This is a genomic window from Sphingopyxis sp. 113P3 (genome assembly GCF_001278035.1).
Taxonomy (GTDB): domain Bacteria; phylum Pseudomonadota; class Alphaproteobacteria; order Sphingomonadales; family Sphingomonadaceae; genus Sphingopyxis.
Genome location: NZ_CP009452.1, coordinates 381,991 through 407,447, shown reverse-complemented (window position 1 = coordinate 407,447; position 25,457 = coordinate 381,991). Strand labels below are relative to the sequence as shown.

17 protein-coding genes are annotated in these 25,457 nt (G+C 61.4%); 9 read left to right on the top strand and 8 right to left on the bottom strand.

Annotated features, from left to right (window positions below):
- Window positions 1-147: 147 nt before the first annotated feature.
- The 8 genes from LH20_RS01750 to LH20_RS01715 all read right to left on the bottom strand — a co-directional run bounded on the left by LH20_RS01750 (window position 148) and on the right by LH20_RS01715 (window position 13,309).
- Window positions 148-2,229 carry a ParB/RepB/Spo0J family partition protein gene (locus LH20_RS01750; protein WP_053552743.1) on the bottom strand — a complete coding sequence of 694 codons (2,082 nt, stop codon included), beginning with the start codon at window positions 2,227-2,229 and terminating at the stop codon, window positions 148-150.
- Between the two features lie 359 nt (window positions 2,230-2,588).
- Window positions 2,589-3,383 (bottom strand): hypothetical protein, encoded by a 795-nt coding sequence (locus LH20_RS01745; RefSeq protein WP_235527079.1) that lies wholly within the window; start codon window positions 3,381-3,383, stop codon window positions 2,589-2,591.
- A 256-nt stretch (window positions 3,384-3,639) separates the two neighbouring features.
- The gene (locus LH20_RS01740) at window positions 3,640-5,523 is read right to left on the bottom strand and encodes a UvrD-helicase domain-containing protein (RefSeq protein ID WP_053552741.1); all 1,884 of its coding nucleotides are present in this window, start codon (window positions 5,521-5,523) and stop codon (window positions 3,640-3,642) included.
- A gap of 2 nt (window positions 5,524-5,525) precedes the next feature.
- Complete coding sequence (locus LH20_RS01735) at window positions 5,526-7,493, bottom strand: ATP-dependent nuclease (RefSeq protein ID WP_053552740.1); 1,968 nt, start codon at window positions 7,491-7,493, stop codon at window positions 5,526-5,528.
- A gap of 153 nt (window positions 7,494-7,646) precedes the next feature.
- On the bottom strand, window positions 7,647-8,300 hold the full coding sequence (locus LH20_RS01730) for a hypothetical protein (RefSeq protein WP_053552739.1): 654 nt from the start codon (window positions 8,298-8,300) through the stop codon (window positions 7,647-7,649).
- A complete protein-coding gene (locus LH20_RS01725; protein WP_053552738.1) occupies window positions 8,300-11,398 on the bottom strand; it encodes an HsdM family class I SAM-dependent methyltransferase in 3,099 nt (1,032 codons plus the stop codon). Before LH20_RS01725 ends, LH20_RS01730 begins: the two co-directional genes overlap by 1 nt.
- Before the next feature lie 301 nt (window positions 11,399-11,699).
- Window positions 11,700-13,004, bottom strand: a complete 1,305-nt coding sequence (locus LH20_RS01720) for an IS701 family transposase (protein ID WP_053552719.1) — start codon at window positions 13,002-13,004, stop codon at window positions 11,700-11,702.
- A gap of 65 nt (window positions 13,005-13,069) precedes the next feature.
- The gene (locus LH20_RS01715; RefSeq protein ID WP_200905413.1) at window positions 13,070-13,309 is read right to left on the bottom strand and encodes a hypothetical protein; all 240 of its coding nucleotides are present in this window, start codon (window positions 13,307-13,309) and stop codon (window positions 13,070-13,072) included.
- Between the two features lie 310 nt (window positions 13,310-13,619).
- On the opposite strand from LH20_RS01715, the gene LH20_RS24305 reads away from it, so the two are divergent.
- The 9 genes from LH20_RS24305 to LH20_RS01670 all read left to right on the top strand — a co-directional run bounded on the left by LH20_RS24305 (window position 13,620) and on the right by LH20_RS01670 (window position 25,405).
- Window positions 13,620-13,766 carry a hypothetical protein gene (locus tag LH20_RS24305; protein WP_323769801.1) on the top strand — a complete coding sequence of 49 codons (147 nt, stop codon included), beginning with the start codon at window positions 13,620-13,622 and terminating at the stop codon, window positions 13,764-13,766.
- 40 nt (window positions 13,767-13,806) lie between these two features.
- Window positions 13,807-14,454 (top strand): hypothetical protein, encoded by a 648-nt coding sequence (locus tag LH20_RS01710; RefSeq protein ID WP_200905412.1) that lies wholly within the window; start codon window positions 13,807-13,809, stop codon window positions 14,452-14,454.
- Between the two features lie 49 nt (window positions 14,455-14,503).
- Window positions 14,504-14,860, top strand: coding sequence for a hypothetical protein (locus LH20_RS01705; protein ID WP_053552736.1), 357 nt, complete (start codon window positions 14,504-14,506; stop codon window positions 14,858-14,860).
- 897 nt (window positions 14,861-15,757) lie between these two features.
- Complete coding sequence (locus LH20_RS01695) at window positions 15,758-16,468, top strand: AAA family ATPase (protein ID WP_235527078.1); 711 nt, start codon at window positions 15,758-15,760, stop codon at window positions 16,466-16,468.
- A 15-nt stretch (window positions 16,469-16,483) separates the two neighbouring features.
- Window positions 16,484-18,946, top strand: a complete 2,463-nt coding sequence (locus LH20_RS01690; RefSeq protein WP_053552733.1) for a S8 family peptidase — start codon at window positions 16,484-16,486, stop codon at window positions 18,944-18,946.
- A 146-nt stretch (window positions 18,947-19,092) separates the two neighbouring features.
- Window positions 19,093-19,401, top strand: a complete 309-nt coding sequence (locus tag LH20_RS01685) for a HigA family addiction module antitoxin (protein ID WP_053552732.1) — start codon at window positions 19,093-19,095, stop codon at window positions 19,399-19,401.
- Window positions 19,382-22,159: a class I SAM-dependent DNA methyltransferase gene (locus LH20_RS01680; protein WP_053552731.1), complete on the top strand. Its 2,778-nt coding sequence runs from the start codon at window positions 19,382-19,384 to the stop codon at window positions 22,157-22,159. The genes LH20_RS01685 and LH20_RS01680 overlap by 20 nt, the downstream gene beginning before the upstream one ends.
- The gene (locus tag LH20_RS01675; RefSeq protein ID WP_053552730.1) at window positions 22,156-24,219 is read left to right on the top strand and encodes a DEAD/DEAH box helicase; all 2,064 of its coding nucleotides are present in this window, start codon (window positions 22,156-22,158) and stop codon (window positions 24,217-24,219) included. The genes LH20_RS01680 and LH20_RS01675 overlap by 4 nt, the downstream gene beginning before the upstream one ends.
- Window positions 24,212-25,405: a GIY-YIG nuclease family protein gene (locus LH20_RS01670; protein WP_053552729.1), complete on the top strand. Its 1,194-nt coding sequence runs from the start codon at window positions 24,212-24,214 to the stop codon at window positions 25,403-25,405. The genes LH20_RS01675 and LH20_RS01670 overlap by 8 nt, the downstream gene beginning before the upstream one ends.
- The last annotated feature ends 52 nt before the right edge of the window (window positions 25,406-25,457 follow it).

The window sequence follows — 25,457 nt, the reverse complement described above, 5'->3', positions numbered from 1 at the left end:
CTCCTCTCTGGAGCCGCTTGCCCTCCGATGCTTAACAGGACTTGTTGTTGCGATAGTCGAGGTGATCCGGCCGCGCGGGTAACCGCGCGGCCGCGATTTTTTCCAGCGGGAGACCGGGGCCGCTTACGGGCCCCCGGCCTGTTTTCTTCATTCCGCTGCGATGGCGAAATGGCCATTGTTCTGTGTTTCCGGCGAGGTTTCAGTGGCGAAGGCATCGGTCTGCTGATCGGTGAGCCATGCGGGCCGTCCGGTGCGCAGCACAGGCGGGAGCCAGCCGGTTCCGGCCAGAAGCTGCTCGGCCTTTTCCGCCATCTCCACCTTCTTCTTGTCCGCGATTCGCTCCGCCGTCTCGTTGCCGCAGGATTCGCGCACGGCGGCGAGGATATGGGCCTTGGTGACGCGCCCGAGATAGGTCCGCACGGTCGGCGTCCAGTGCGCGGTCATGTCGAGCGTCACCGCCGTCGCCAGCTTGTCAGCCGTTTCATGGACGCGGAGCTTGTTCTGCTCCCAAGGCAGTTTCACCGCATTGACGGTCAGCGAGGCGCAATGCGCCAGCAATGCCATCAAGCTCGCATGGTCCAGACCGGCGACGAAGCCCCAGAGGTCCGCCACGTCGCGAGGCATGTCCGCCGCCCATCCGGCATGACGGTCGTTCAGCATCTTCGCTGCCGCCGTGTCCTCGATGCCGTCCGCGTGGACCGCGAGATAGTTGCTCGTCGGGCTGATTTCGAGGCAATGGGCCGTGCTGCCCCGATAGTAGGTCTGCGCGGCGAGCGCATGGACCACGGCGATCAACGCCATATCCGGCTGCTCGCCAAGGGCGAGCCGCAGCCCAAGGGTGCGATGCGCAGTCAGGTCGCGAATGAGCGAGTCCGACAGCGGCTTGCCAGCATCCCCGGCTTCTTCTTCCGGCTCCGGTTCGGTGGCGGAACCATCCTCGCCTTCATTGCCCTCTCTGTCGCCATCGAGGATTTCGCCGTCCGCGTTGACGCACACCCCATCAATGACAGTTTCGCCGCACTCGGCAGGTTCCGGTTCCCAGGTCTCATCCTCAGTGCGGATGAAGCCGCGTTCGATACGGGTTTCGCCGTTATGGGCGACGACGACGAACGCACCGCCACGCGCGATTTCGGTGGGATCATAGGCGTAGCGCTTCGCGTCGATCCGCTCGATCTCCGCTTGAAGTTCCGCAAACCGCGCATCTACTTCGGGCGGGAGGTCGATACCGGCGTCCTCCCATTCCGCTGACAGGCGCTCAAGCTCGTCCTGCGCGGCGTCGTAGGTGGCGGCGTCTTCCTCTGAAAGCTCCACGGAATGCGGATAAACGCGGCGCAATCCGTGGGCGTGGGGAAAATCGAGATAGGCGGCGGTCCACTTCCACCCCTCGGTCTGCTGTACCTCTGCAGCGATCCGCTCCAGCTTCTCGACGGCAAGCCGGTTCAGCAACGCGGGGTCTTCTAAGAAGCCGCCGCGATCCTCGGTGAACAGGTCGCGGATGATATTGCCGCCCGCTTCGGCATAGGCTTGCGCGCCGACAAAGACCGCGCAGCGATCCGTCGCGGGCACGTTCATCTTGGTCAAGTCGCGCCGAATGATGGACGGGTCGCGGTTATAGGACAGGTTCTCATAGACGTGTTCCTGCCGCGCGTGATCGTCGGTGATGGCGAAGGCCATCAACTGGTCCAAGGTCAGTTCGCCGTCGCGATAGACCTGCAACAGCTTGGGGCTGACCGCGCCGAGACGCATCCGCTGCTTCACGACATGCGCGGTCACGCCGAACCGGGCGGCGATTTCCTCCGCGCCCCATCCCCGATCCTCTGAAAGCTCGCGGAAGCGCTCGAACTGGTCGGCGGGGTGCAGGTCTTCGCGCGTCACGTTCTCGTCAAGGCTGATCTCGGCTGCATCGTTCGCCGTGTCGATGACGCAGCGGATCGGCTCGTTCTTCTTGATCTCCTTGCGCTTCACGCGGAGCATCTGCGCGAGCCTGCGGCCTTCCCCGATGCTGACGAGATAGAAGCCGGTCGGCTCGCCCTCGGCATTCGCCTCCGGCTCCACCACGAGATTTTGCAGGATACCCTTCGCGGCGATGCTCGCCGCCTTCGCTTCGATAGACGCCTCGCTGTGCGGGGTCTTGCGGGCGTTCCTCGGATGCTTCTTGAGCTTGTTGAGCGGGATGAGGACGGTCGCACCGTGTTCGACGGTCGGGGCGATGGTTGCGGTCGTGGTCATGGTCTTTCCTTCCTTGGGTCTGGGTTGGAGCGCAGCGCTGCGCTGCAACCCTGCCCGTCGGCGAGACCGGGGGGTGCAAGGTGCAAGGGCGACCGGGACGGAGGGGGATCACCCGGCCTGCACAAGCGGATCGAAGCTCTTGGCGAAGGTGCGAAACACGCATCCGCACGGAAGGCTGGGGAGACCGTCCCGGTCGAGCGCCGGCGATCCCTTGCACCGCGCTAGGGGGCAGAGCCCCCAAGCAATCGACCCGGCCAGAGCGAAGCGGCGGCCGGGCGCATGAACCGGATCAGCATGCGGGATAGCCTAGGCCCGAAGCAAATGCTGACATCCTGATCGCCACCTTTGGTCGCGCGTCTCTAAATGACGACAGCCGGGCGCGGACCTGGCCAATCGCTGTCGGTTTCCATCTGGAGCGCGAGGTCAGCACTGGCGATGCGCCGCAGGCTGGATGCCGCGATGAACTGCACTCCCAAAGCAAGTTTGACGACCTGCAGCCGTTTCAATCCGGCTGGCTTGTATCGGCTTTCGACGTAGGGCGGCAGGGCGCCAACAACTGCTTGGACACGCTGGTCGTCGCGATGCGGGCGCGCATCCGCCATACGGCGGGAAAGCGACAGCAGATTATGACCGTCCTTGCCCTTTCGGAAGGAATCCGGATCGACACCATCCCAGACAAGGGCGGCCTTCATCGAGAGTTCGGCAACCATGCAGATCGGCTGGATGACCGAGTCATGACTGAACGTCGTCGGAAGCGTATTCGCCACATCTTCGAGATTTGACCGTGCCATGTGCCACAGCGTGATCGCGGACGAAGTGCCGCGTTCGACTTCATTCAAGCCATTGGTGAAATCGTGGAGATCGGCGACCGCGAGAGCAACTTCGCCCGCGATTGCCCGATCTTGCCTACACCATTTCCACCATTCCTCGGCACTGGAAAAGCCTGCCACTTGCCAAGGCTGGAGCGACACCTGGCCGAACACAACTGGGAATGTGAGCTTACGGACCTGATCGACGGATGCGGCGAGTCCGATGCCCGCTCCTGGCCAGCTCGCATTGACCTCGGGCACCATGGCGGCATAAGCGTCCATGATCCGAGTGACTTCGGGGTTGCCACCAACGCCCATGACGAAATTGCAGCCAAGAAGCTCCATCGCGGCACGGAATGGCCGCTGATGGACGTGGATGCCTTCCTCCGCATATTTCAGGTCAAGCTGGCGAAGATCATCTAAAGTCCATGCGGTCATACGTGGTTTGCCTTCTTGGTAGATTCAGGTTCCATGTTCTGGGAAATCCAGCAGGTGTTCAGCGAGGCGATATCGGCATGCAATCCGCGGCCACATGTAACTCCTGTTTTGGCGTGTATCGGGCGGCGACGAAGGTGGCCGGTTTGGTCCGATTTTGCGGCATTTATATTGGGATCTCTGGCACGCCCGCTTCAGTCAGAAGATGATAGAGTTCAGCTACGTTATTTCGCTCTCCGCGTTGTTGGCAGAAGGCGAAGATTGCACGTTGTCTCGCCCGCGAGAGGGCGACGAAAAATGCGGCGACGCCTTCGGGGTCGCCGGGAGTGTGGGCCCACCACGCCCGGTCGTCGAGGCCAACGAAGATGATGGTGTCGTATTCGAGCCCCTTACTCTTATGGACGGTCATCAGCGGAATCTGATTGACTCCCTCGAACGCATCTAGGCAGGCCGTCCAGTTCTGGGCGCCATCGGCGGAAGCGAAGAAGTGGATGCAAAAAGCTTCAAGGATGATCTGAAGCAGGTCGCCAACGCCATATTCGGGATAGGTGCGGGCGATTGCCCCGAGATCCAGATATTCGAAAACTCGTCTGACGAAATCGGCGCCGCTCTGCCGCGACGGGGCGGTGGCCGCCATGTCGGTGCGCAAGGCAGTAAGAAACGCGCTGAGTTCCACCTCGACTTTGGCCGCGCGCGCATCATCGTCTTGCCCGATGGCGCGCAGCGCCAGGACCGAAGACGAGACCAACTGCCATGCGGTCGGCGCACGACGTGTCGCGCCGAGGCGGAAAACCGCGATCGCGAGCTGGCTTATGTCATCGGAAAGCAAATCCTGGAGCGAGGTTTTTCCAAGAGCATGGCTCTCGTTACGGATCCGCAGACCGTGAGCGGCGAAGGCTTCACTGAGTTCGTGCTCATAATCATCGGATTTCTGCTTCACGAGGAGCGCATAGTCGCGCGGCGCTCGGCCGCGGGTGGCCATGTCGTTGGCGATCCATTGCGCCAAGTGGGTGGCTTCCGCCGCTTTGGTTTGGCTGGTCCAGACCTGAGCTACGTCGCCATCGACTTGGCGCGCGGTCTGAGCGACCGTTGGGGCGGTGTTCGGATCGAGGGCGCGCGCGACGACGTGCTGGATAGCGACCAAGTCGGGCGAGGAACGGAAATTGAAGAGGAGAGGGAAGCGGGCTCCCCCGAAATCAGCCTGCAGCCGCTGAAAAGCGTCCTGGCGCGCGCCAGCGAAGACCATGATCCGCTGCTTGTCGTCACCGACGCCGGTGATGATCGTCTGTCCGCCCAAGAAGGTCGAGAGCAGGAAATCGTATTGCGCGTAGGTTGTGTCCTGAAACTCATCTACGAAAACAAAAGGATAGGTGGCAGCAAGCGCACGACGGATGTGGGGATTGGTCCGGAGCAGCAGTTCGGCGAGCCGGTTGATGCCGACGAATGTAAGTGTAGAGGGCTGGCCCGCCTGCAGTTGCGTGGCCCACCAGCGAGCAATGGCGAACCCGGCGGCGTTCTGGGGCACGATGGGTCCTATGGGTAGGCGATAACTGCCGACGATCTTGGGTTCGAAGTCGCTCGCGCTGTAGCCGGCGATCTCGGCCTGCCATTCCTGCGGTGCACTGAGCCGGGTGAGCGTCAGGAAGCCATCTATCGCCTTGTGCTTTGGGAAGGCGATTTCGTAGGGCCGGGTCGGGCGCCAGTCGGTGGGAATGGCGTTTAGGAAGCGATCAACCAGGCTTTTGGTGAAGGCGTCGAAGGTGACCGACACGAACCGATTGGCGAACTCTGGCGGGCACCGCTGGCGGACGCGCGACGCGAGATTGTTGGCTGCATCTGTTTTGAATGAAATCGCCAGTACGCGGTGCGGCGCCCGGCAGAGGCCCGTCTCAAGCAGATAGTTGGCGCGTTGAGCCAGAAACTCGGTCTTGCCGGCGCCAGGGCCTGCGACCACGCACGCTGAGCCGGCGTGGCGGAGGGCGTTCCACGCCGCCGGTTCGAGATCGTTAATGCCGCTGGGGCGCCAGTCCTCTCGTCGAATAAGGCGCATAGTCAGGCACTCGCGGAAGGCGGTGGGGTAAGACGAGCGACAATCGAGGTCAGGAGTGCGCCCAGTTCTTCGGGAGCGGCAGCTGCGAGGGCAGCAGGGTCTTGTGCACTCAACACCCGAACGTGGGTGCTAGGCTTGCCGCGCCCCAGGAACAGATAGCGATACCAACGCATCAAAACGTCCTGGTCGGCAGCGTAAAGGTGAGGCAAACCGTCGTCACCGAGAACCGCCGTGCGCGGCTCCCCTGCAGGCGAGGGCCCTTGGCGGCCGGGTTCGACGATTTGGTAGGCGAGCGGGAGGGCCTTCAGCATCGAATAGTCGAGGTCGAGGGGTGTGCAGAAGAAGACGTTGAATTGGCGCAGCCACTGCACCCACTGCGTAATGTGCGCAAAATCCGCTGGCGGCAGAGCGTCAAAGGCCAACAGGTTGGCGGCCGGACCCTGTGGACTGAGGTGCTGTCCGAAAATAGCCTGAGGCGCGACGTTGTTTGCGAGCAATTGCGTACACGCCGTCTTGATACGCCCCCATCCGCCACCGGCTCGGCCCCAGTCGAGATCCAGCAGCGTCGCGTAGGGAATGTCGAGATCGGTCAGCAGTCGCCAGAGGTGGTTCACATGGCGACCGCCCAACGGAACGACCGCGACGAAAGATCGATCGATGTCGAGACCCATCGCTTCGGCGATGCGGGGAAGAACGACCTCCTCGGACGCACCTTCTCCCAGGACGACGAAGCGCGCGAAATAGAGCTCGGGATAGGTCCGCACTGCCTCGCGTATGAATTTCGATGCCTCTTCCTCGCCAACGGGGAGGCTGATCGGGCGAATGCGGGCCGTTTGATCGTTCGGATCGAGCCGGAAGTAGCGGACCTGCGTCGGATCCACCCGGGCGAGGATGCTTGGCGAATGACTGGAGACCACGGCCTGCGCCTGCGGAGCCTTCGTCAGATCCTGAATCTGGCGGATGATGCGGGAGAGATAAAAGGGAGCAAGGTTGTTCTCGGGCTCCTCGATCGCAATCAGCGTGAGAGCCGGCAGCGGAACGCCGCCAGCTTGGAAACCGGCCCCAGCAGGATCGGCGACGATCCCGGCTTCCACCTCCAGTGTCGCCGCGGTCATCGCCAAATGGAAGAGCGACCGCTGGCCGTCGCTCAGGTCATCGAGGGCTCGCTCCCGGCCGGCCTCGTCGGGGCGGAAGACTACCTCTACCTTCCGGATGAAATGCTCAAAACGCAGATCGAGCGGGCGGAAGACCGGCGTCGTGTCGGTCCCGGCTGTGTAAACTTCCTGCCACCGCCGGGTCACCGCTGCGGCAATCACATCGACGGCCGGCTCTCCGGCGAAAGCGCCGTTCAAGGCAGTGCCGGCGTCTGCGAACGTGTCGCGGACTCCCTGCGACCAGTTGATGGCGCGCCACAGCCTGCCGCGCAAAAAGGCAGTCACCTGGGAGGCCCCGTCCCGCGTCGCCGGCACGTAAATCATCTGGATGCGGGCGCGGTCGCCCGCTTTAAGCTCGGTGCAATCGGTGTCGTTGAATGGCCCGAAAGTCCTGACCGCCCAATATTTCTGTTCAATCACTCCATCGAGCGAACCGTCATCGGTCCAGGTCGCCTCAAGACGCAGGCGGCATTTTAGCTTGCCCGCCTCGTCAGCAGCCATCTGGTGGAAGAATTCCGGAATCGCCGCGCCGCCGGCTCCGTCCGCGTCCAGTTCCGGAAAAGCAATGATCGCCTCCAGCACGAAGTTTCGCTGAAGGGGCGCGACAAGCTCGGTGGAAGGTACATGGAAATCCTGGCGCCGTAGGCTTCGCTGATCGCCGGTCACACCGAAGAGGCGCTGCAGAGCCTGCATCAGGGCCGTCTTCCCCGCGCCATTGATGCCGACAAATGTGGTAAGGTCGGATGTGAGGTCGACGCTTGTCTCGTTAGGTCCGAAGCAACGGAAATTCGTGAGACTGAGTCGCTCAATAAACATGTTTCCGCCTTCCCCTTATTGTCGACTTATCGCGTCAGGTTGCCTTTGATCGGCAGCCACGCCCATTCATGATTTTTCCACTTGTACCTCATGGGTCAGTACAAGGTTCGCTTAATTCTTTAAAGGGTAAGGACTTCACGCGCTCCGCTTTCATCAGTCGGTTGGCGCGGCAGCTGATTCCCTCGAAAATAGTGCGTGGCGAAGTTCGATCTGTGATCCGGTTGGGCGAGTGTGCCTTGTGCGGAAGCGCTCGATCTTTTCGATCGCGGCAAGAGGTGTAGGTCCTTCAGCGAGCGCGAGGGGAACATGGCCGCCGATGGCGTCTGCAATCCGCGAATGAGCGAAGGGCAAGTCGCCGTCGAGCACATAACCGAGCATACAGCCCACCGGCAGCTGCTCGGCGTACTGCTCGGTGAGAAATCGCATCATGCCCTGAGTGACATACACGGTAGCCAAGGAACTGCGGCTTCCGCCGTTGATCACGTTTAACCGCTTGCACTCATAGGCCAGATATCGCTCCCGTTCCCAGTCAAAGAGGACAGCGATGTCGATGATGCCCTTACTGTATTTCGACCCGTCCGCAGCAAGACCGAACGGCTCGAACTGATATTCGACCCAGTGGCACAGCCGACGCACCACGACGTCCTTAGAGAGGCGATCGACGAGGTTGATAGTGATGTCGTCTTCACTGGCCTGTTCGGGGAGAACCGCCATGCAGGCTGGCCATGCGGCCGCAATTCTTTCCAGGAAGCGGTCATCGAACGAAACAAAGTTTTCGACCCATTCCTGCACATCGCCGACCAGCATTAGTTCGCGCCCCGCTGTTGCGGCAGGGCAGCGGCTTGCTGGAGGTCGAGCGCTATTCCATCGGCATCGGCGAGCGCAGTGGAGCGCAGCCAGAAGCGCATTTGCATAGGCTTAATGAGGTAAAGGCATTCACCGACGAAGACGCGCATGTCCGGCATTAGTTGGAAATTGCCGTCGAGGGGCCTGTGTATGTGGGCTGCAAGTTGTCCGAGCACTTCGCTGAGCTCGCCAGCCGGATCTTCGGCATAGTCCTCCTGGCCGCCCAGGCGCAGTCGAAGTATCGCTAGGTCAGAGCCACGAGCGACGAGTCGCGCATCGATCTTCTTGCCTTTGAACCAGTCTCGGAGGCTGGCTGCCAATGTGTAGGCGTATTGTGCCCGTTGCTGTTCGTCCGGTGCGCCCCACAGCTTCGGGTAATAGCCGTCATGAGGCTGAAGTGCAGGCAGGATCGCTTCGACAGCATCGTCGATCAGCGCGATTTCATCAGCTGACAGGCAAAAATACTGGTACGCCAGCCGATCGATTGCTCGAAGGATCGCGCCGTCGTCGATCTGCATCGAGAAAGGTTCGCTGGAGCGTTCCCGTGCGTCGTCCACAATTGCAATCAGCTCAAGGGCGGCTTGAGCGGCGGCAGCCCGATCGGGGACATCGTCGGGCGATGGAAAGGGCAATCGTAGCAGGTCGGCCTGTTGGACCTCGGGTCGATCCGAACCGAACGAAGCAGTGCCATGAAAAGCGTACCAGACCGCAACGCGACTATTGAGTATCGCGGTCAGCACCTTCGCACGATCGCTCTGGCCGTGCGGCACAACAATCGCTTGTAAGATATGTTGGAAGGTCAGCGGCTGATCGCAGTAAGCGGCCCGAAGGCGGTTTTGCGACGTTTCGACCCCCCTCGGGATAAGGATGCGAGAGCCATTGAACCCGGCCTCGAATCCGCGTCGACGAACCGTCGATGACTTAGCCGGCTGCAAGCCTTCTGTGGCCTGAGCCAAGCGTGAATAGGCAGCGATTGGCAGGTCGGGTAGTCGGCCGACGTACTCGCTGGCGAGCGGCGGAGCGTCGCTTTCGCTGTCCTCATTGAAAGGCTGATACCCTTGCCCGATCACCCAGCGATCGCCCGGCTCTTCGCGGCGACGGCTCAAGCTGCCGTAGTCGCTAACGAAAGCTCCTAGTTTGGGTAGCCTCGCGAGGTAGCCGAAGAGCTTGGCGTCTGGCTCGCGCATCCAAAGGCGCTGCTTGAAGATGAGCGGATTATCCAGGACCGCACCTACACCCAGTGCGGCCTTGTCGGCGCTGCTTAGCGTGATGACGCGCTTGATACGCAGATTGAGGTCGGCCTTTGGTGCCCAGTAATCGAAACGATACGGGAAATTATCTGGCTTCGGGCTGCCGTAGATGATCAGAGCAGCAGGGCGATGAGCCTTTTCGAAAAGCTGAAATCGGAGATCCGCGAAGTTGATGATGCGGCGGACCTGCGATTTCCGGAAGAACGCCTCGCGCGCTTCAACCGTGTTTTGAGCGTGGTTGTGCAAAAACCCCATCGCCGGCAACAGGAACGCAATCAGTCCGCCATCGGCGAGATGCGATAGTGCTTTCCAGCTGAATGCCCAAGCGTCCTCGCCACCGGGCATCGGATGCCCCGCCTTCTTGCTCCACTGCACGGACGAACGTGCCGGACCACGCCGACTGGTCCATGGCGGATTGCCAATGATGACCTCGTACTGGGCGCTGTCCGGCGACACTTCGAAAAAGTCGCGGCAGACAAGTGTCTTGCCCCAGAGTTCGGGGAGGATCTTTCCCCGGCTAATGAGTTTACGGATGTCGCGTGGCGACACCTCCTCAAGGAGGGCGACGTAGAGCGAGAATACCGCTACTCGAACGGCGCCGCCGTTTAAGTCCCAGCCGTGGATTTGGCTCAGCAAGGACAGCAGCGTCTCCCAGGAAATTGTCTGCGTCTTGTGTTTGGCGCGCCAGTGCTCACACAGCCGCTGGAACGAGCGGACGAGGAAAACGCCTGAACCGCAGGCGGGGTCGAGAAAGTTTCCGTTCGTCCGTGTCGCATCCGGCAACATCTCCCAAGCTTGGGAAACGATGGTGTCGGCGAGGAACATAGGCGTGTAATAGGCGCCGTTGGCGCGGCGTTCAGCCTCGCGCTCACCTAGGAAGCGATCGTAGACAGCGCTGACTAGTTCGATCGGGATATAGCGGAAGTCATAGCCCCAGAACCGCTGCTGGCCTGAATGCGCCATTTCTTCGCGGCCTGACCGAAACCGCGCCAGGATCGACAGGTGGGCGGGCGTGACCTCGGGTGCCTCGCCCATGGGCTCAAATGAGCACGGCGCGACGAACAGATCGCCGTTGAAATCCGCATGGAGCGTTCTGAAAAAGGATCGGAAGAGATCGACGTCGCCCGTTTCTAGCAGCGCCGAGAAGCTCTCGGCTCTCCTGTCGGAGACGGCCGAAAAATAAGCGGGCGTTACGATCTCCCGGTCTTCCAGATAGGCGATAAACATCGCTTGTATGAGCAGGGCTTGCGCCGCATCTGGGGCAAGCGCGGCCTTCTGCAGCAGGTCGTGAGACGCATTCAGATTGTCGAGGAGTACCTGATCGATGCGTTCCTTTGGAGGGAAATACTCGCCGTAGTCCTTCCAGAGACGTCCGGATTCCGCACCATAAATGAGATTTTGAAATCTCAGGGCTTCGGTCGTCAGGTTTAGGCTATCGATAAGGCAACGGGCCTCAAACGCATCGCCTGGATCGCTAAGCGGAGTGCGAGCGAGCGAAAACGCTCTGAGCGTCTCTTCGGCGATGACCAGCAACAGGCTCGCCAAGCCCTGATTCCACAGTGCACCGTGAAGGTCGAGTATTGCGGCGCGGTCATAATTTTCGGTTTCTAGGATCGCGACAGTTGGCACGCCCTGGACGCAGAAGATAGCTGATACGCCCATTTCAGTGAGAGCGGCTCGGATGGCCGGCGCATGCGGCACGTCGCTGACGGCGTCGGCTGACTCGTAGAGTTCAGGCGAACGCCGATGTGTAAGCCCCAATCGGTCTTTCCACTCCGGCGCCAACTTTGATGGCCCAGTGGCGGTCATGCTCGTCTTCCACGTCGTTCTGTTTTCGAGCCGATCGCAGTGGGGGGGAACTGCAGATAGCCTTGGGCCAGATCGGCTTCGGTAGCCGTAAGCGCCGTCTGCAAGCGCGACACAATGGGCCCACAAGGAACGCATAGGGTGGAGGCGTCGGGCGACGGACGCGCCGGCGTGCCAGCGTCAACGAGACGGATGCTATCAGCCTCGATGAGGACGACGCAGGTTTCCAGCGAGAGCCATGACTTGCCGCGACACTCCCTAACACTACTTTGGCAGATTATTCGGATCGGTCGCTGTAACCAGTTTATTGCAGTGAGGGCAGATCGTCGGTGGCGGTCTTGCGAAGAGGTTGATTATCGCCTGCCTGACGGCAGGCATGGTCGGTTGCGGCGGCGGTCCCGAGTTTCTTTTTTTTCCGCCCCGCTGCGCTTAGACGGCGGGACTGAAGAAAGGCATAGGCGATCATCGTCATCAGCGCGTGTCGGTGTAGTCCGGTCCATGATCGGCCCTCAAAGTGGTCGAGACCGAGTTCCTCCTTCAGCTGCTGATGCGCCTGCTCGCAGATCCACCGCGCCTTGATGGCACCGGCGAGCGCCTTGATCGGCGTGTCGGCTGGCAAGTTCGAGAGATAGTATTTTTGCTCTCCGCTTTCGCGCCGTTCCCCCACCAGCCAGACTTCCTCCTCGCTGGGCATGGCCTGGACCCGCCCGTCACTCATGCGGTGCCTGTGGCCATCGGCCACCCGGACGCGGCATGCCGCAAATTTACAGGTCAGCTTGCCTTTGGTCCCGCGTCGCCAGCTGATTTTCTTCCATTTTTCTTCTCCCAGCATCTTTTCGGCAGAAACGGCGGTGCGGTCGGGGACGTGATATTTGCGGCGCCTGCCTGTTGCTGCCTCGGGAAAGATCAGCCCGGTGTCTGCCGGATAGACATTCTGACGCCGTGACATGCCCACCGCCCACCGCAAACCACGCTCGCTCAGAGCCTGGCGGAAGGGGCCGCTCGCCCCGTAGCCGGCGTCGGCTAGAACGCAGCCGAACCGAGTGCCCGAGGCAATGACCCGATCGATCTCCTCGATAGCGATCTCCGGCTTTGTGCGAGCGACTTGTCGCTCCTGGGGGACACGGGCGCGCTCCATGCGGGGGGCGTCGTCCGTCCAGCTTTCAGGCAAAAAGAGCCGCAGGCCCACCATCACCGGAACCTCCCCGGACGCTAGCGTCACCGAAACGAGGGATTGGCAGTTCGAGGTCTTGCCAAGGGAGGAGGCGTATTGCGCAGCCACGCCGACCGAATGACGGCCCTTCTTCGGCAAGGCAGTATCGTCAATGACCAGATATCCCGCTTCGTCTCCAACCAGACGATCGGCTTCCTTCAGAAGAACAGCCTCGAGCGGCGCACTATCCCACACCCCGTCCGCGACGAAATGATGCAGTTGGTCGTAGCCAAACTCACCATCACGAGCCGCCATCGGCTGCACGCTCTTGCGGTCACCGGGGCCGATCAATCCCGCGATATAGGCCGGGCACACACGCTTCCGCGCCTTGTGCCGCAACGCCGACAAAAATGGCGTCAGCCAAACCTCAAGATCATTGCGCCAATCCTCTGACATCGCCAGCCTCCATAAAAGCTGGCTCCCCATGAATCAGGGAAATCTCCTTTTGGGAATCCCAAAAATCACATTTCTGCCAAAGTAGTGCTAAACAGTTGATCGAAACGACTACCGACCGTGCCGACGCGGACGCCGAAATCTCTGACCAGTTCGGCCACGATCGCCATCGCGACAACGTCCCCGGGCGTGAAGCTCGGAGCATGACCCTTATGCGCAGCCAATGCAGGGATCGCATCCCGCCAAGTGCGCAGGGCATCCACTGAAATGGAAAGTAGCTCCCGAATCTGGCTCTGAGTGTAAAGCATTGTGACAGCTTAGCTGGGAAGGGTGCCCGGATCAATGCGGGGCTTACCCCCTGTTTGCACCCGCCTTGTTCTACTATCCGGCGGTATCCGTTTCTACGCCGCGGTACGCCATAAGCCCTTGAGATAACACCAAAATTCCTTTGGCTCGTTTCGAGGACTATCGGTGGGTACATGATGGTCCTGCCGGACCGTGTGACGGCCCTTGCCCATATTGATCGCTGCCAAGTTTGAAAGTATCGTCAGGAGAAATGAGGCTTCTGACGGTACTTTTTTCGGCGCAAGCGTTTGAAAACGCGCACAAATCTCTACCATGGAGCCCGGCCCCGACATTGCACCGTATCACGACCGACAGATCGTCATTCTTGAGCGCGAGGCCTGGGCCGACTGGCTCGATCCCTCTGTCTCGGCGAAGTCGTTCATCAAACCGCTCCCACCTGGAGCACTGATGGTTGAGTAGGTAGGATGAAGCCAAGCGCGGATGTATGAGGCAAAGGTTCGTGGTGCGAGACGACGAAGTAAGTAGGCGCTTAGAAGAAGCGGACAAGCTGGGGAGCATCGGGTCCGCGGAGTGGCAGTCTTACACCTGGAAGAACGAACTGGCCGAGCAAAAGCGCAGGATCGTGCTGCACCTTGGCGAGGCGCTGACGGACGCCCAGACTGAGCACAACCCCTATCACATGCTCGAAAGGGCGGTCGGCGTCGCTGCGGTCTGCATGCGGCGGCTCATCGAATGCCGGCTGGTAACGGATCGCTTTCGCGACACGCCGCTTGAGGTGCACGAGGTTCATGCGAAGGCAGAGGCAGATTGGCGCGAGCCATTCGTAAGCCGCGCTGCGGGTGACATCTTCACCAACCATGACCTGACCGCGCGCCACGCGGAGAGGCGTACCCCGAAGGTGATCTCCGACAAGATGCTGCATGCGCGGGTGATCGGCGTGCTCTCAGGTAATAGCTATGTCCCCGACGGTTTGCTGATTGCGTCAGACACGCAGAGTAAGACTCAGCTCTTTCACTTCACACCGGATGAGATCGCGTCGATTTTCGATGCGTTCCTCGACGATCAGGTGCGGTACGTGAGGGATGGCTATTTGGACAAAGACGGCAATATTCATGGGATGCGAAAGGTATTCGCGACCAGAGAGTAGCCGGGCAGCGCGCTGATTTGCCGTTGGCGTTCGAACAAGAGGATCAGGGGTGCCAGACCGCAAGCTTTCACCATGTGCTCGGCAGACAGAGGCCGAGATTGAAAACTACTACCGCACCCAGCCCGAGCGGTCGCCAGCAGTCGTCCGCCGCACGCATGGCAGCATCTTGACCTATCAGGTGACCACTTTCGTCCTTCGTCGGACGCGCAGCGGGCGGATCAACGTGGAAGGCGTGGGCGACTTCTACATGAGGTCCGGCAAGAACTGCTGGGAGCCAACGGGCCAGACCAGGCTGGTCGTCCCGACTGATGACGTTTTGGCGTGGGCGGCCGAAAACCCGCGCGGCCAGATGGGGGTGAGCATCTACGCCGATGCGCCGTCCTGGCGAAAAGGGCGTACCACGTAGCAAGTGGGCGCTTCGCCCGTCGGGTCGACATCCATCAATGGAAGTTCCGCGCCTTGACCTTGATCGAGTCGATGTGAAGGTCAGGGATATAGATGTCGCGAGTGCGTAGGCCCTTCGGCGGCAGTTCGCGCGGTTCCTGGCCTGAGCCGCCATTGCGGACCTGGTCGCTCCGACCAGCGCCGCCGCAGCGCCGGCTATGGCGCCGTTGCCGCCGCCGGCGACTTCATGAAGCGCGCCTCGCGCCAGCCCACCGCCCGGGAGTCATGGTCCAGCTCGGCGATTCCGAACGGGAGCACCGATTTCGCCCGCTGGCCTCGGCCTCCGATCTTCTCGATTTGCGCGCGCAGAGACTCTATGGCGGGCTCGGGCAGCAAGCTTGTTCTTGACCTCCTGAACAGGGACGGGCACCATGTTCTCCATTTGTTCAATAGACTCCGCAGAGTCAAGAGGCAATCGAAGAGGGCGGCAGAGAAAGCGTTAAGCCCTATCTGGTATACTGATGCGGCCGGAATCACCTGAGCGAACGCTGTGGATCGAGCGCGATAGTAGAAATTTGTTCGATACAGCAGAGCCGTGAAACGTTAATGTTGATGCGCCGGCCGCAGGTCGCGCCGAAGGGAGATTATGTCCACTGCACGCCACATAGTTGCACTGCTGCGAAGCCATATCGACGGGGACGAAGAGCGTTTCCTCTCCGTCGCGACGCAGCTTGCCGCCCATGAGGCGCGTCAGGGACATGGGAAGCTCGCACAAGAGCTCCGCGAGCTGATCGACGCGGCCAAAGGAAAGGGCGCGACCGTCGCGCGACGTGGTGCGGGCCCGGTCCCGCTGGCTCAGCCCAAGGGCGAGCTCAGCAGCCTCCTCGCGGCGCGCTATTCGGACATTCGGCTGAGCAGCATGGTCCTCGCGCCCGAACTGGAGGACCGGCTCGCACGGGTGGTCACCGAGCAGCGCCAACAGGCGCGCCTGCGAGCGCGGGGTCTCACGCCGCGCCGCAAGCTGCTTCTCGTCGGCCCTCCCGGTTGTGGGAAGACCATGACGGCGGCCGCACTCGCCGGCGAGCTGAAGCTGCCGCTCTTCACAGTCCTGTACGACGGGCTTATTGGTAAACTGATGGGCGAGACAGCGACGCGGCTCCGCATGGTATTCGACGCGATCGCCGTTCAACGCGGCGTCTATTTCTTCGACGAATTCGATGCCATCGGCGCGCAGCGGTCTGGCCCCAACGACGTGGGCGAGATTCGGCGTGTGCTGAATTCCTTCCTCCAGTTCCTGGAGAATGACGATGGCCCGAGCCTCATTGTCGCGGCGACCAATCATCCTGAGCTGCTCGACAAGGCAGTCTTCCGGCGGTTTGACGACGTCATCACCTATGGCTTGCCCGACCCGGAGATCGCGCGCGGGATTCTCGAATCGCATTTGACCGGCTTCGATCTGAAAGACCTGGATTGGTCACGAGTTCTTGAGGCCACAACCGGGCTGAGTCAGGCCGAAGTCTTCCGAGCCGCCGACGAGGCGGCGAAAGTCGCGGTGCTGGCGGATTCAGATGAGATCAAAACGCTGACGCTGCTCTCGACATTGGCGGAGCGCCGGGCCGCCATGAGTTGAGGTAGTCGTCGCTAAATGGCCAGAGCACCGCGCGATCGGCCGCACTTTCATGTCGAAGGGGGCGGCCAAGCAGAACCCTACACTTCACCACGACTGGTCATCAGCGGCTTGCCGCCAGCTCGCGTGCGAGCGGCGCACGCCCAAAAGCTCGAGCGGGCCATCGGGTCGGCGGTGGTGGAGGCGCGGCGCAAGCTGGCCGCCCGTGATGAGGCAATCGCCGAAGGCGAGCGGGGGTTCTACCTCGAATTCGAGATCCTTGCAGCGGAGCGCGCAGCCGTTGAGGGTTTGGAGAACAAGCCCGCGGCTATCGAGCTCGTAGCGGTCCGTCCGACCGCGGAGGGGGACGAGACTGTTGCAGCAACGGTCTTTGTGCCGGAGCGGTCGGCAGAGTTCTTTTCCCGGAAGATCACCGCCTACCGTGATGAGGACACCAAATCCGGAAAGCCAAAGAACGAAGCGCTTGTCGCGAGGATCGAGGACATTCGCCTGGCGGCGGTGCGTTCCTTGTTCACCGACGATATGGCGCTGTTTCCGGAGGCCGGTCGCGCGGCTTGGTGGGAGGTCTGGATTCGCGATGGGCGTCTGGAGACTTTCCGCCACGTGGCAGAGCGGCTCAACGTCGCTGTGAAAGATCATGCGATCAGTTTTCCCGAGCGAGATGTTGTGCTGGCGCTCGCGACCGAGGAGACGATGGCGCGGCTGGTGGAAAACAGCGACGCCGTGGCCGAGCTACGCATAGCAAAGGACGCGCCCACGCTTTTCCTGGAAATGCGGCCGATCGAGCAGGCCGACTGGGCAGAAGACCTGGTCGACAGGGTAGAAGCTCCGGATGCCGTCGCGCCGGCAGTATGCATCCTCGACAGCGGAGCGAACCGGGCCCATCCATTGTTGGAGCCCGGCCTGGAAGCGGCTGATCAGCATGCCTATGACGATGCATGGGGTGTCGGTGACAGCGCGTTCTGGAATGGCCACGGCACGGCGATGGCCGGCGTTGCTCTCTACGGCGATATCGAGGCAGCACTCAGCCATGCTGAGCCCGTGGAATTGCGCCACCGCCTCGAAACCGTGAAGATCCTTCCACCGGCAGGCCAGAATGATCCGGAGCTCTACGGTGCGATCACCGAGGTGGGCATCACAAAGGCCGAGGCGCGCGCATCTCGGCGCCGCCGCGTCTTCTGCTTGGCAGTGACCAGCGAAGTCGGGCTGGCGCGGGGCCGACCCTCATCGTGGTCCGCAGCGGTCGACCAGCTTTGCTATGGCGGCGGCGACCGTCGTCGCCTGATGGTCCTCGCGGCGGGCAACCTGCGCGGCGACATCGAGGTGGACGGCTATCCGGATCGCAACGATCTGGAAGAGGTGGAGAGCCCAGCCCAGGCTTGGAACCCCTTGGTCGTCGGAGCTTACACTGACAAGATCACCATCACGCACCCGGACTATGTAGGCTGGGATCCCGTCGCACCGGCGGGAGACCTATCGCCGGCAAGCCGCACGTCCGGAATTTGGGAGCGCCAGTGGCCGATCCGCCCGGACGTGGTCTTCGAGGGTGGCAACTTTGCGCATGACGGAATCAATGCGGCCTCGGCAATCGATGACCTGCAACTGATCACCACTCATTACCGGCCACAGATGCGCCTCTTCGAAACCTTCGGAGACACAAGCGCGGCGGCGGCTCTTGGCGCGAATTTGGCGGCGGGCGTCATTGCTGCTCGGCCGGAGCTCTGGCCGGAAACGGTGCGGGGGCTGCTGGTGCATTCCGCAGAATGGACGCCGGCGATGCGTGAGCGCTTCGATGCGGCAGCATCGCAAGCGCAGAAGATGGCGATGCTGCGCCGGTACGGCTGGGGTGTTCCCGATCTTGGTCGTGCGCTGTGGAGCGCGGCGGATGACGCAACGTTGATGGTAGAGGACGCGCTGCTTCCCTTCCGTCGTGATGGGTCCGTCATCAAGACGCGCAACATGAATTTGCATCAGCTACCGTGGCCTCGGGACGCGCTCCTCGCTCTCGGCGATCAGGACGTTGAGCTAAGAGTGACGCTGTCCTATTTCGTTGAACCCAACCCCGGGGAACGCGGCTGGACCCGCCGGCATCGCTACGCTTCTCATTCCCTGCGCTTTGCGGTGAAGCGTTCACTCGAGAGCCTTCAGCAGTTCAGGCAGCGCATCAATAAGGCTGCCGAGGCCGAGGAAGCTGGGCAGATCGGCGGCGCCGCCGGCGGGGACGACTGGGTGCTCGGACCGATCCGGGATCGGGGCTCCATCCACTCAGACATCTGGCGTGGGAGCGCCGCGGCGCTTGCAGACCGGGATGCCATCGGTGTTTTCCCGGTGAGCGGGTGGTGGAAAGAGAAGCCCGGCTTGCAGCGCTGGGATCGCTCGGCCCGATACTCGCTGCTGGTGTCGGTTCGCGCGCCAGGCGCAAACATCGACATCTATACGCCGATCGCAAATCAGCTCGCGGTGCCGATCCCGGCCTCGTAACGGCGGCTGGGCTTCAGTTCTTTCACCTCGGCGTCGTCACTTTTCGCTGCGCTGCGGCCGTTGTGGACGCGGCCCCGACTCATCTTGTCGAGTGTCGATTATCACTATAGCGTCGACCTCAAGGGGCCCAGACGATTCGACAGGCAATGCACCCAGGAACGAGCGTCCGGCAGGACTGTATTGAGAAGAACGGGCTGAGTGTGACCGACGCCGCTAGGATACTCGGTGTCGATCGGCAAACCCTCAGCAACTTGCTGAACGCCAGGTCTGGCATCTCGCCAGAGATGGCCGTCCGGCTGGAAATGGCGTTCGGCACCCCGGCACGCGAATGGCTGATTCGCCAGCTCGACTACGAACTGGCCGAGGTCATGCGACGGGCCAAGAAGATCAAGGTGGAGCCTTTCCGGCCTACAGCCACGGAAGGCGGGGGGAACGATGAACGCCGTCGAGATTGAAGAGGCTATATCGAAGCTTGCCGAGCAGCCGTTCGACCCCGAGGAGTTCCCGTATCTCTTCCTGCAAGCCTTTGGTAACAAGGAAACGACCCTCAAGCGGCTTCGCAAGGGTGAGTCGAACAAGTCCGACGTTGGCGGCGTTCTTCAGACCAATAATATCCATATCGCCGTCGCCGCCCCCGGCGCGGTGACAAGCACGCTTGCCGCCCTTAAGGCCAGCCCGGCGACGACGCGGGCCAAGGCGAAATTCGTGCTGGCGACGGACGGTGATACCTTCGAGGCCGAGGATTTGGCGTCGGGCGAAACGGTCGCCTGCGCCTATGCCGACTTCCCCGACCATTTCGGCTTCTTCCTGCCCCTTGCGGGCATCACCACCGTCAAGCAGGTGCGCGACAGCTCCTTCGACATCCGTGCCACCAGCCGCCTGAACCGGCTCTATGTCGAGCTTCTGAAGGACAACCCAGACTGGGGCACGGCCGCGCGCCGCCCCGATATGAATCACTTCATGGCGCGGCTGATTTTCTGCTTCTTCGCCGAGGACACCGACATCTTCGCCAAGCCGCTCCTGTTCACCTCGACCGTCGAGCAGTTGAGCGCCAAGGACTCGTCGAACACCCATGAGGTGATCGGGACCTTGTTCCGCGCCATGAACATGAGGGACGCGGAACGTAAGGCAGCCAACACCCCCCGCTGGGCCGATCAGTTTCCCTATGTGAATGGCGGGCTGTTTTCCGGCACCATGGACGTGCCGCGCTTCAGCCGGATCGCGCGCTCCTACCTCATCCATATCGGCGGCCTCGACTGGAAGAAGATCAACCCGGACATCTTCGGGTCGATGATTCAGGCCGTAGCAGATGACGAGGAGCGCGGCGCGCTCGGGATGCACTACACCAGTGTCCCGAACATCCTGAAAGTGCTCAATCCGCTTTTCCTCGACGACCTGCGGGCGCGGCTCGACGAGGCCGGCGACAATCCCCGCATGTTGTTGAACCTGCGCAAGCGCATGTCGCGGATCAGGGTCTTCGATCCGGCCTGCGGCTCGGGCAACTTTCTTGTCATTGCCTACAAGCAAATGCGGGAGATCGAGGCCGAGATCAACAAGCGGCGGGGCGAGCCGGACAGGCGGAGCGAAATCCCGCTGACAAACTTCCGTGGGATCGAGCTCCGCAGCTTCCCGGCCGAGATCGCGCGCCTCGCCCTCATCATCGCCGAGTATCAATGCGACGTGCTTTATCGCGGCCAGAAGGAAGCCCTGCGTGACTTCCTGCCGCTCGACGCCGAGAACTGGATCACCTGTGGCAATGCCCTGCGGCTGGACTGGCTGAGCATTTGCCCGCCGACCGGGACAGGTGTGAAGCATCGGGCCGATGACCTGTTTCACACGCCACTCGATCAATCCCAGATCGACTTCGAGAACGAAGGAGGCGAGACCTATATCTGCGGGAATCCTCCTTATCAGGGTTCCCGCGAGCAATTGCCCGAGCAAAAGGAGGATTTAGCTCGGATATTTGAGGGGCGCACAGCAAGTTGGAAGACTCTCGACTATGTGGCCGGATGGTTCATGAAGGCCGCTGACTACGGCGAGCATACGGACGCCGTTGCCGCTTTCGTTACCACCAACTCGATTTGCCAAGGCCAGCAGGTGCCGTTGCTATGGCCGCTCATATTTCAAACCGGTCACCAAATCGCCTTCGCCCACACGAGCTTCAAATGGTCCAATCTGGCCAGCCACAATGCCGGAGTGACCGTCGCAATTGTCGCGATCTCCAGAACGCCGAAGCCATTTCGGAAACTGTATTCGTTGTCGGCTGACGGCTCGGTCGCCATCAGAGAGGCACATCACATCAACGCCTACTTAGTCCCGGCGGAAGACTTCATAGTAACGCCCCGCACTAAGCCGTTAGCCGAACTCGTGGAGATGAGCTACGGGAACTATCCGGGCGACGGGAACCATCTCACACTCTACTCCACGGACCGGACAGAGATTTTGTCGCGTCGACCCGACCTGTCCAGATTAATCCGCCCTGTTTATGGCGCACAGGAATTTATCAAGGGGCTTTCTCGCTACTGCCTCTGGATAGATGACGACGATTTGCCGCTCGCCGAAAGCGATCCCGAAGTCGCCCGCAGGATAGCAGCGGTCTACAACACTCGCACAACCAGTCGCGACAAGTCGTTAAACAAGCTTGCGGTCCGCTCTCATCAATATCGTGACCGGAACGTTGCCGTTCGGCACTCGATCCTTGTGCCCACAGTGTCTTCCGAGCGACGAGAGTTTATTCCTGCTGATCTTAAGCACGCAAGCGCGGTGACGACCAACCAAGCCTTTGCCCTTTACGACGCCCCACTCTGGAGCATGGCGCTGATCGCCTCGCGCCTGCACTTGGTCTGGATCGCCACCGTCTGCGGCAAGCTGAAAACCGATTTCCGCTATTCCAACACGCTCGGCTGGAATACCTTCCCCGTTCCCACGCTCACCGAAAAGAACAAGGCTGACCTGACCCGTTGCGCGGAGGACATCCTGCTGGCGCGCGAGGCGCATTTCCCAGCGACCATCGCCGACCTCTATGACCCCGACAAGATGCCCGCCGATTTGCGCGACGCCCATGAGCGCAACGATGAAGTGCTTGAGCGCATCTATATCGGCCGCCGGTTCCGCAACGACACCGAGCGGCTGGAAAAGCTGTTCGAGCTTTATACCAAAATGGCCGCCTCACCTGGCGCGGCGAAGAAAAGCAAGGCGGAGGCGCGTGCATGACCGACGAGAAGAAATCTGTCCCCTCTGTCTCCGTCACCTATGCGCGCAATGGCAGCTCGACCAAAGCTAATGCGCTCGGCATGAGGCCGATGCAGGAGCGCGCCTATGAGAAGCGCGGCGAGCAATACCTTCTCATCAAGTCGCCGCCAGCTTCCGGCAAGAGCCGCGCGCTCATGTTCATCGCGCTCGACAAGCTGCACAATCAGGGCTTGAGACAGGCAATCATCGTGGTGCCGGAAAAGTCCATCGGCGCGAGCTTCAACGACGAGCCGCTGTCCAAGTTCGGCTTCTGGACGGACTGGACCGTCGTGCCGAAATGGAACCTCTGTAACGCCCCTGGCACGGACAGCGGCGGCAAGGTCAATTCGGTCGAGGCTTTCCTGAAAAGCGACGACAAGGTGCTGGTCTGCACCCATGCCACCTTCCGCTTCGCCGTGGACAGGTTAGGGGTGGAAGCCTTCGACGACCGGCTGATCGCGGTTGACGAGTTCCATCACGTCTCGGCCAACCCCGACAACAAGCTCGGCCTGCATCTCGGCCAGTTCATCGCCCGCGACCGCGTGCATATCGTGGCGATGACGGGCTCCTATTTCCGGGGCGACGCCGAGGCCGTGCTCGCCCCGCAGGACGAGTCGAAGTTCGACACCGTCACCTACACCTACTACGAACAGCTCAACGGCTACGAATATCTCAAGCAACTCGACATCGGTTACTTCTTCTACAACGGCCCGTATACGGACGACATCCTGAAGGTGCTCAACCCGGCCGAGAAAACCATCGTCCACATCCCGAACGTCAATTCCCGCGAAAGTATGGGAGACAAGATCAAGGAGGTGGAACACATCCTCCACGAGTTGGGCGATTGGCAGGGCCGTGATCCTGCGACCGGCTTCCAATTGGTCAGGACTCCCGACGGCCGCATCCTTCGTATCGCCGACTTGGTGGACGACGATCCCGCCAAGCGCGACCGCGTGACCGCCGCGCTGAAGGACCCGGCGCAAAAGAACAACCGCGATCATGTGGACATCATCATCGCGCTCGGCATGGCTAAGGAGGGCTTCGACTGGATCTGGTGCGAGCACGCGCTGACGGTCGGCTATCGGTCGAGCCTCACCGAGATCGTGCAGATCATCGGCCGCGCCACCCGCGACGCGCCGGGCAAGCTGCGCGCCCGCTTCACCAACCTGATCGCCGAGCCGGATGCATCGGAAGAGGCCGTCACCGAGGCCGTCAATGACACGCTGAAGGCCATCGCCGCCAGCCTTCTCATGGAACAGGTGCTTGCGCCGCGCTTCGAATTCAAGCCGAAGGATCCGCAGAGTGGCCCGACGCCGGGCTTTGACTACGGTGAAGGCGGGTACGACCCCAACAAGACCAATGTCGGCTTCAACGAGGAAACCGGCCAGTTCCAGATCGAGATCAAGGGCCTCGTCGAGCCGAAGAGCCCGGAGGCACAACGCATCTGCCAGCAAGACCTGAACGAGGTCATCGCCGCCTTCGTGCAGGACAAGACCACAATCGAGCGCGGCCTGTTCGATCCCGAGCTGGTGCCGGAAGAACTGACCCAGCTCCGCATGGGAAAAATCATCAAGGACAAGTATCCCGAACTGGACGAGGAGGATCAGGAGGCGGTGCGCCAGCACGCCGTCGCCGCACTGAATCTCACACAGAAGGCCAAGGAGGTCGCGCTTGGGGGAGCCGAGGGTGACGGCGAAAAGAGCCTCAACACCGCGTTCATCGAGGGCGTCCGCAAATACGCAATGGATGTGCGCGAGCTGGACATCGACCTGATCGATCGCATCAACCCCTTCGGCGAAGCCTATGCCATCCTCGCCAAGACCATGAGCGAGGAAAGCCTAAAGCAAGTCGCCGCCGTGATCGGGGCCAAACGCGTCAACCTCACAATCGAGGAGGCGCGGGAGCTTGCCAAACGGGCCTTGAAGTTCAAGCAAGAGCGCGGCCGGCTGCCTTCGATCACCTCGGTCGACGCCTGGGAAAAGCGCATGGCCGAGGGGGTGGCCTTCCTTCAACGCATGAAGGCGGAGGCCGCGCGTGGCTAAGGGCTTCACCGACGAGGACGATGCTCTTCTGGCCGAGCTTGGCGTCGAGGCCGAGGCGAAGAAGGAGTCAAGCAGGACGCCGCGCGAGGAACGCATCATCGCAGGCTTCGAGGAGATTCAGCGTTTCGTCGAGCAGCACGGCCGCTTCCCGCAGCATGGCGAGGACCGCGACATTTTCGAGCGGCTTTATGCCGTGCGGCTAGATCGCTTGCGCGAGCTGGCCGAGTGTCGCGCCGTGATCGAACCCCTCGACCATCAGGGGCTTCTGGCCGATGTGGCGCCCGCTTCGGTCAGCGTGCCCGACGACATCGACGATGATGAGCTTCTGGCGCAGCTCGGTGTGGACGCTGAGCCGAGCGATATCACCCAATTGCGGCATGTCCGTTCCGCCGCCGACAAACGCGCCGCCGAGGAGATCGCCAACCGCCAGAAATGCGAGGACTTCGACGAGTTCAAGCCGCTGTTCGAACAGGTGCAAAAGGAGCTTGGTGCCGGTCTGCGGCAAACCCGCCGCTTCGAACGCAAGTCGGAGATCGCACCCGGCCGGTTTTACATCCTTGGCGGTCAGAAAGCCTATGTCGCGTCGATGGAGCAACCGAGCGTCAATGAGCACGGCAATATCGACGCCCGGCTACGTGTGATCTTCGACAACGGTACCGAAAGCAATCTGCTCATGCGGTCGCTCCAAAAGGCGCTGCAACAAGACCCGGCCGGACGGCGGATCGTCGAACCTGCGGCCGGCCCGCTGTTTGCCGAGGACAATGAGGAAGGCGACGAGGCCAGCGGCATTGTCTATGTGCTGCGGAGCAAATCGGAGCATCCTGCGGTCGCAGCCCACCGCAACGTGCTGCACAAGATCGGCGTGACCGGAGGCGATGTTGCGCGCCGCCTTGCCAATGCGAAGCTCGATCCGACCTTCCTCATGGCCGATGTCGAGGTTGTGGCCACCTACGAGCTGTTCAACATCAATCGCACGCGGCTTGAGAACCTGATCCATCGCATCCTCGGTCCGGCCAGGCTCGACATCGAGATCAAGGACAGGTTCGGAAATCCCGTCATCCCTCGCGAATGGTTCCTCGTCCCGCTGTTTGTAATCGACCAAGCCATCGAGAAGATCAGGGACGGAACCATCACTGGGTACATCTATGACCCACAGACCGCGGCGCTTGTCCGAGCTGGTGCATAGGAGGGGCGGTGGCACGGGTTCTAACACTTGTCCTGGAGGTTTTGAGCCAGAC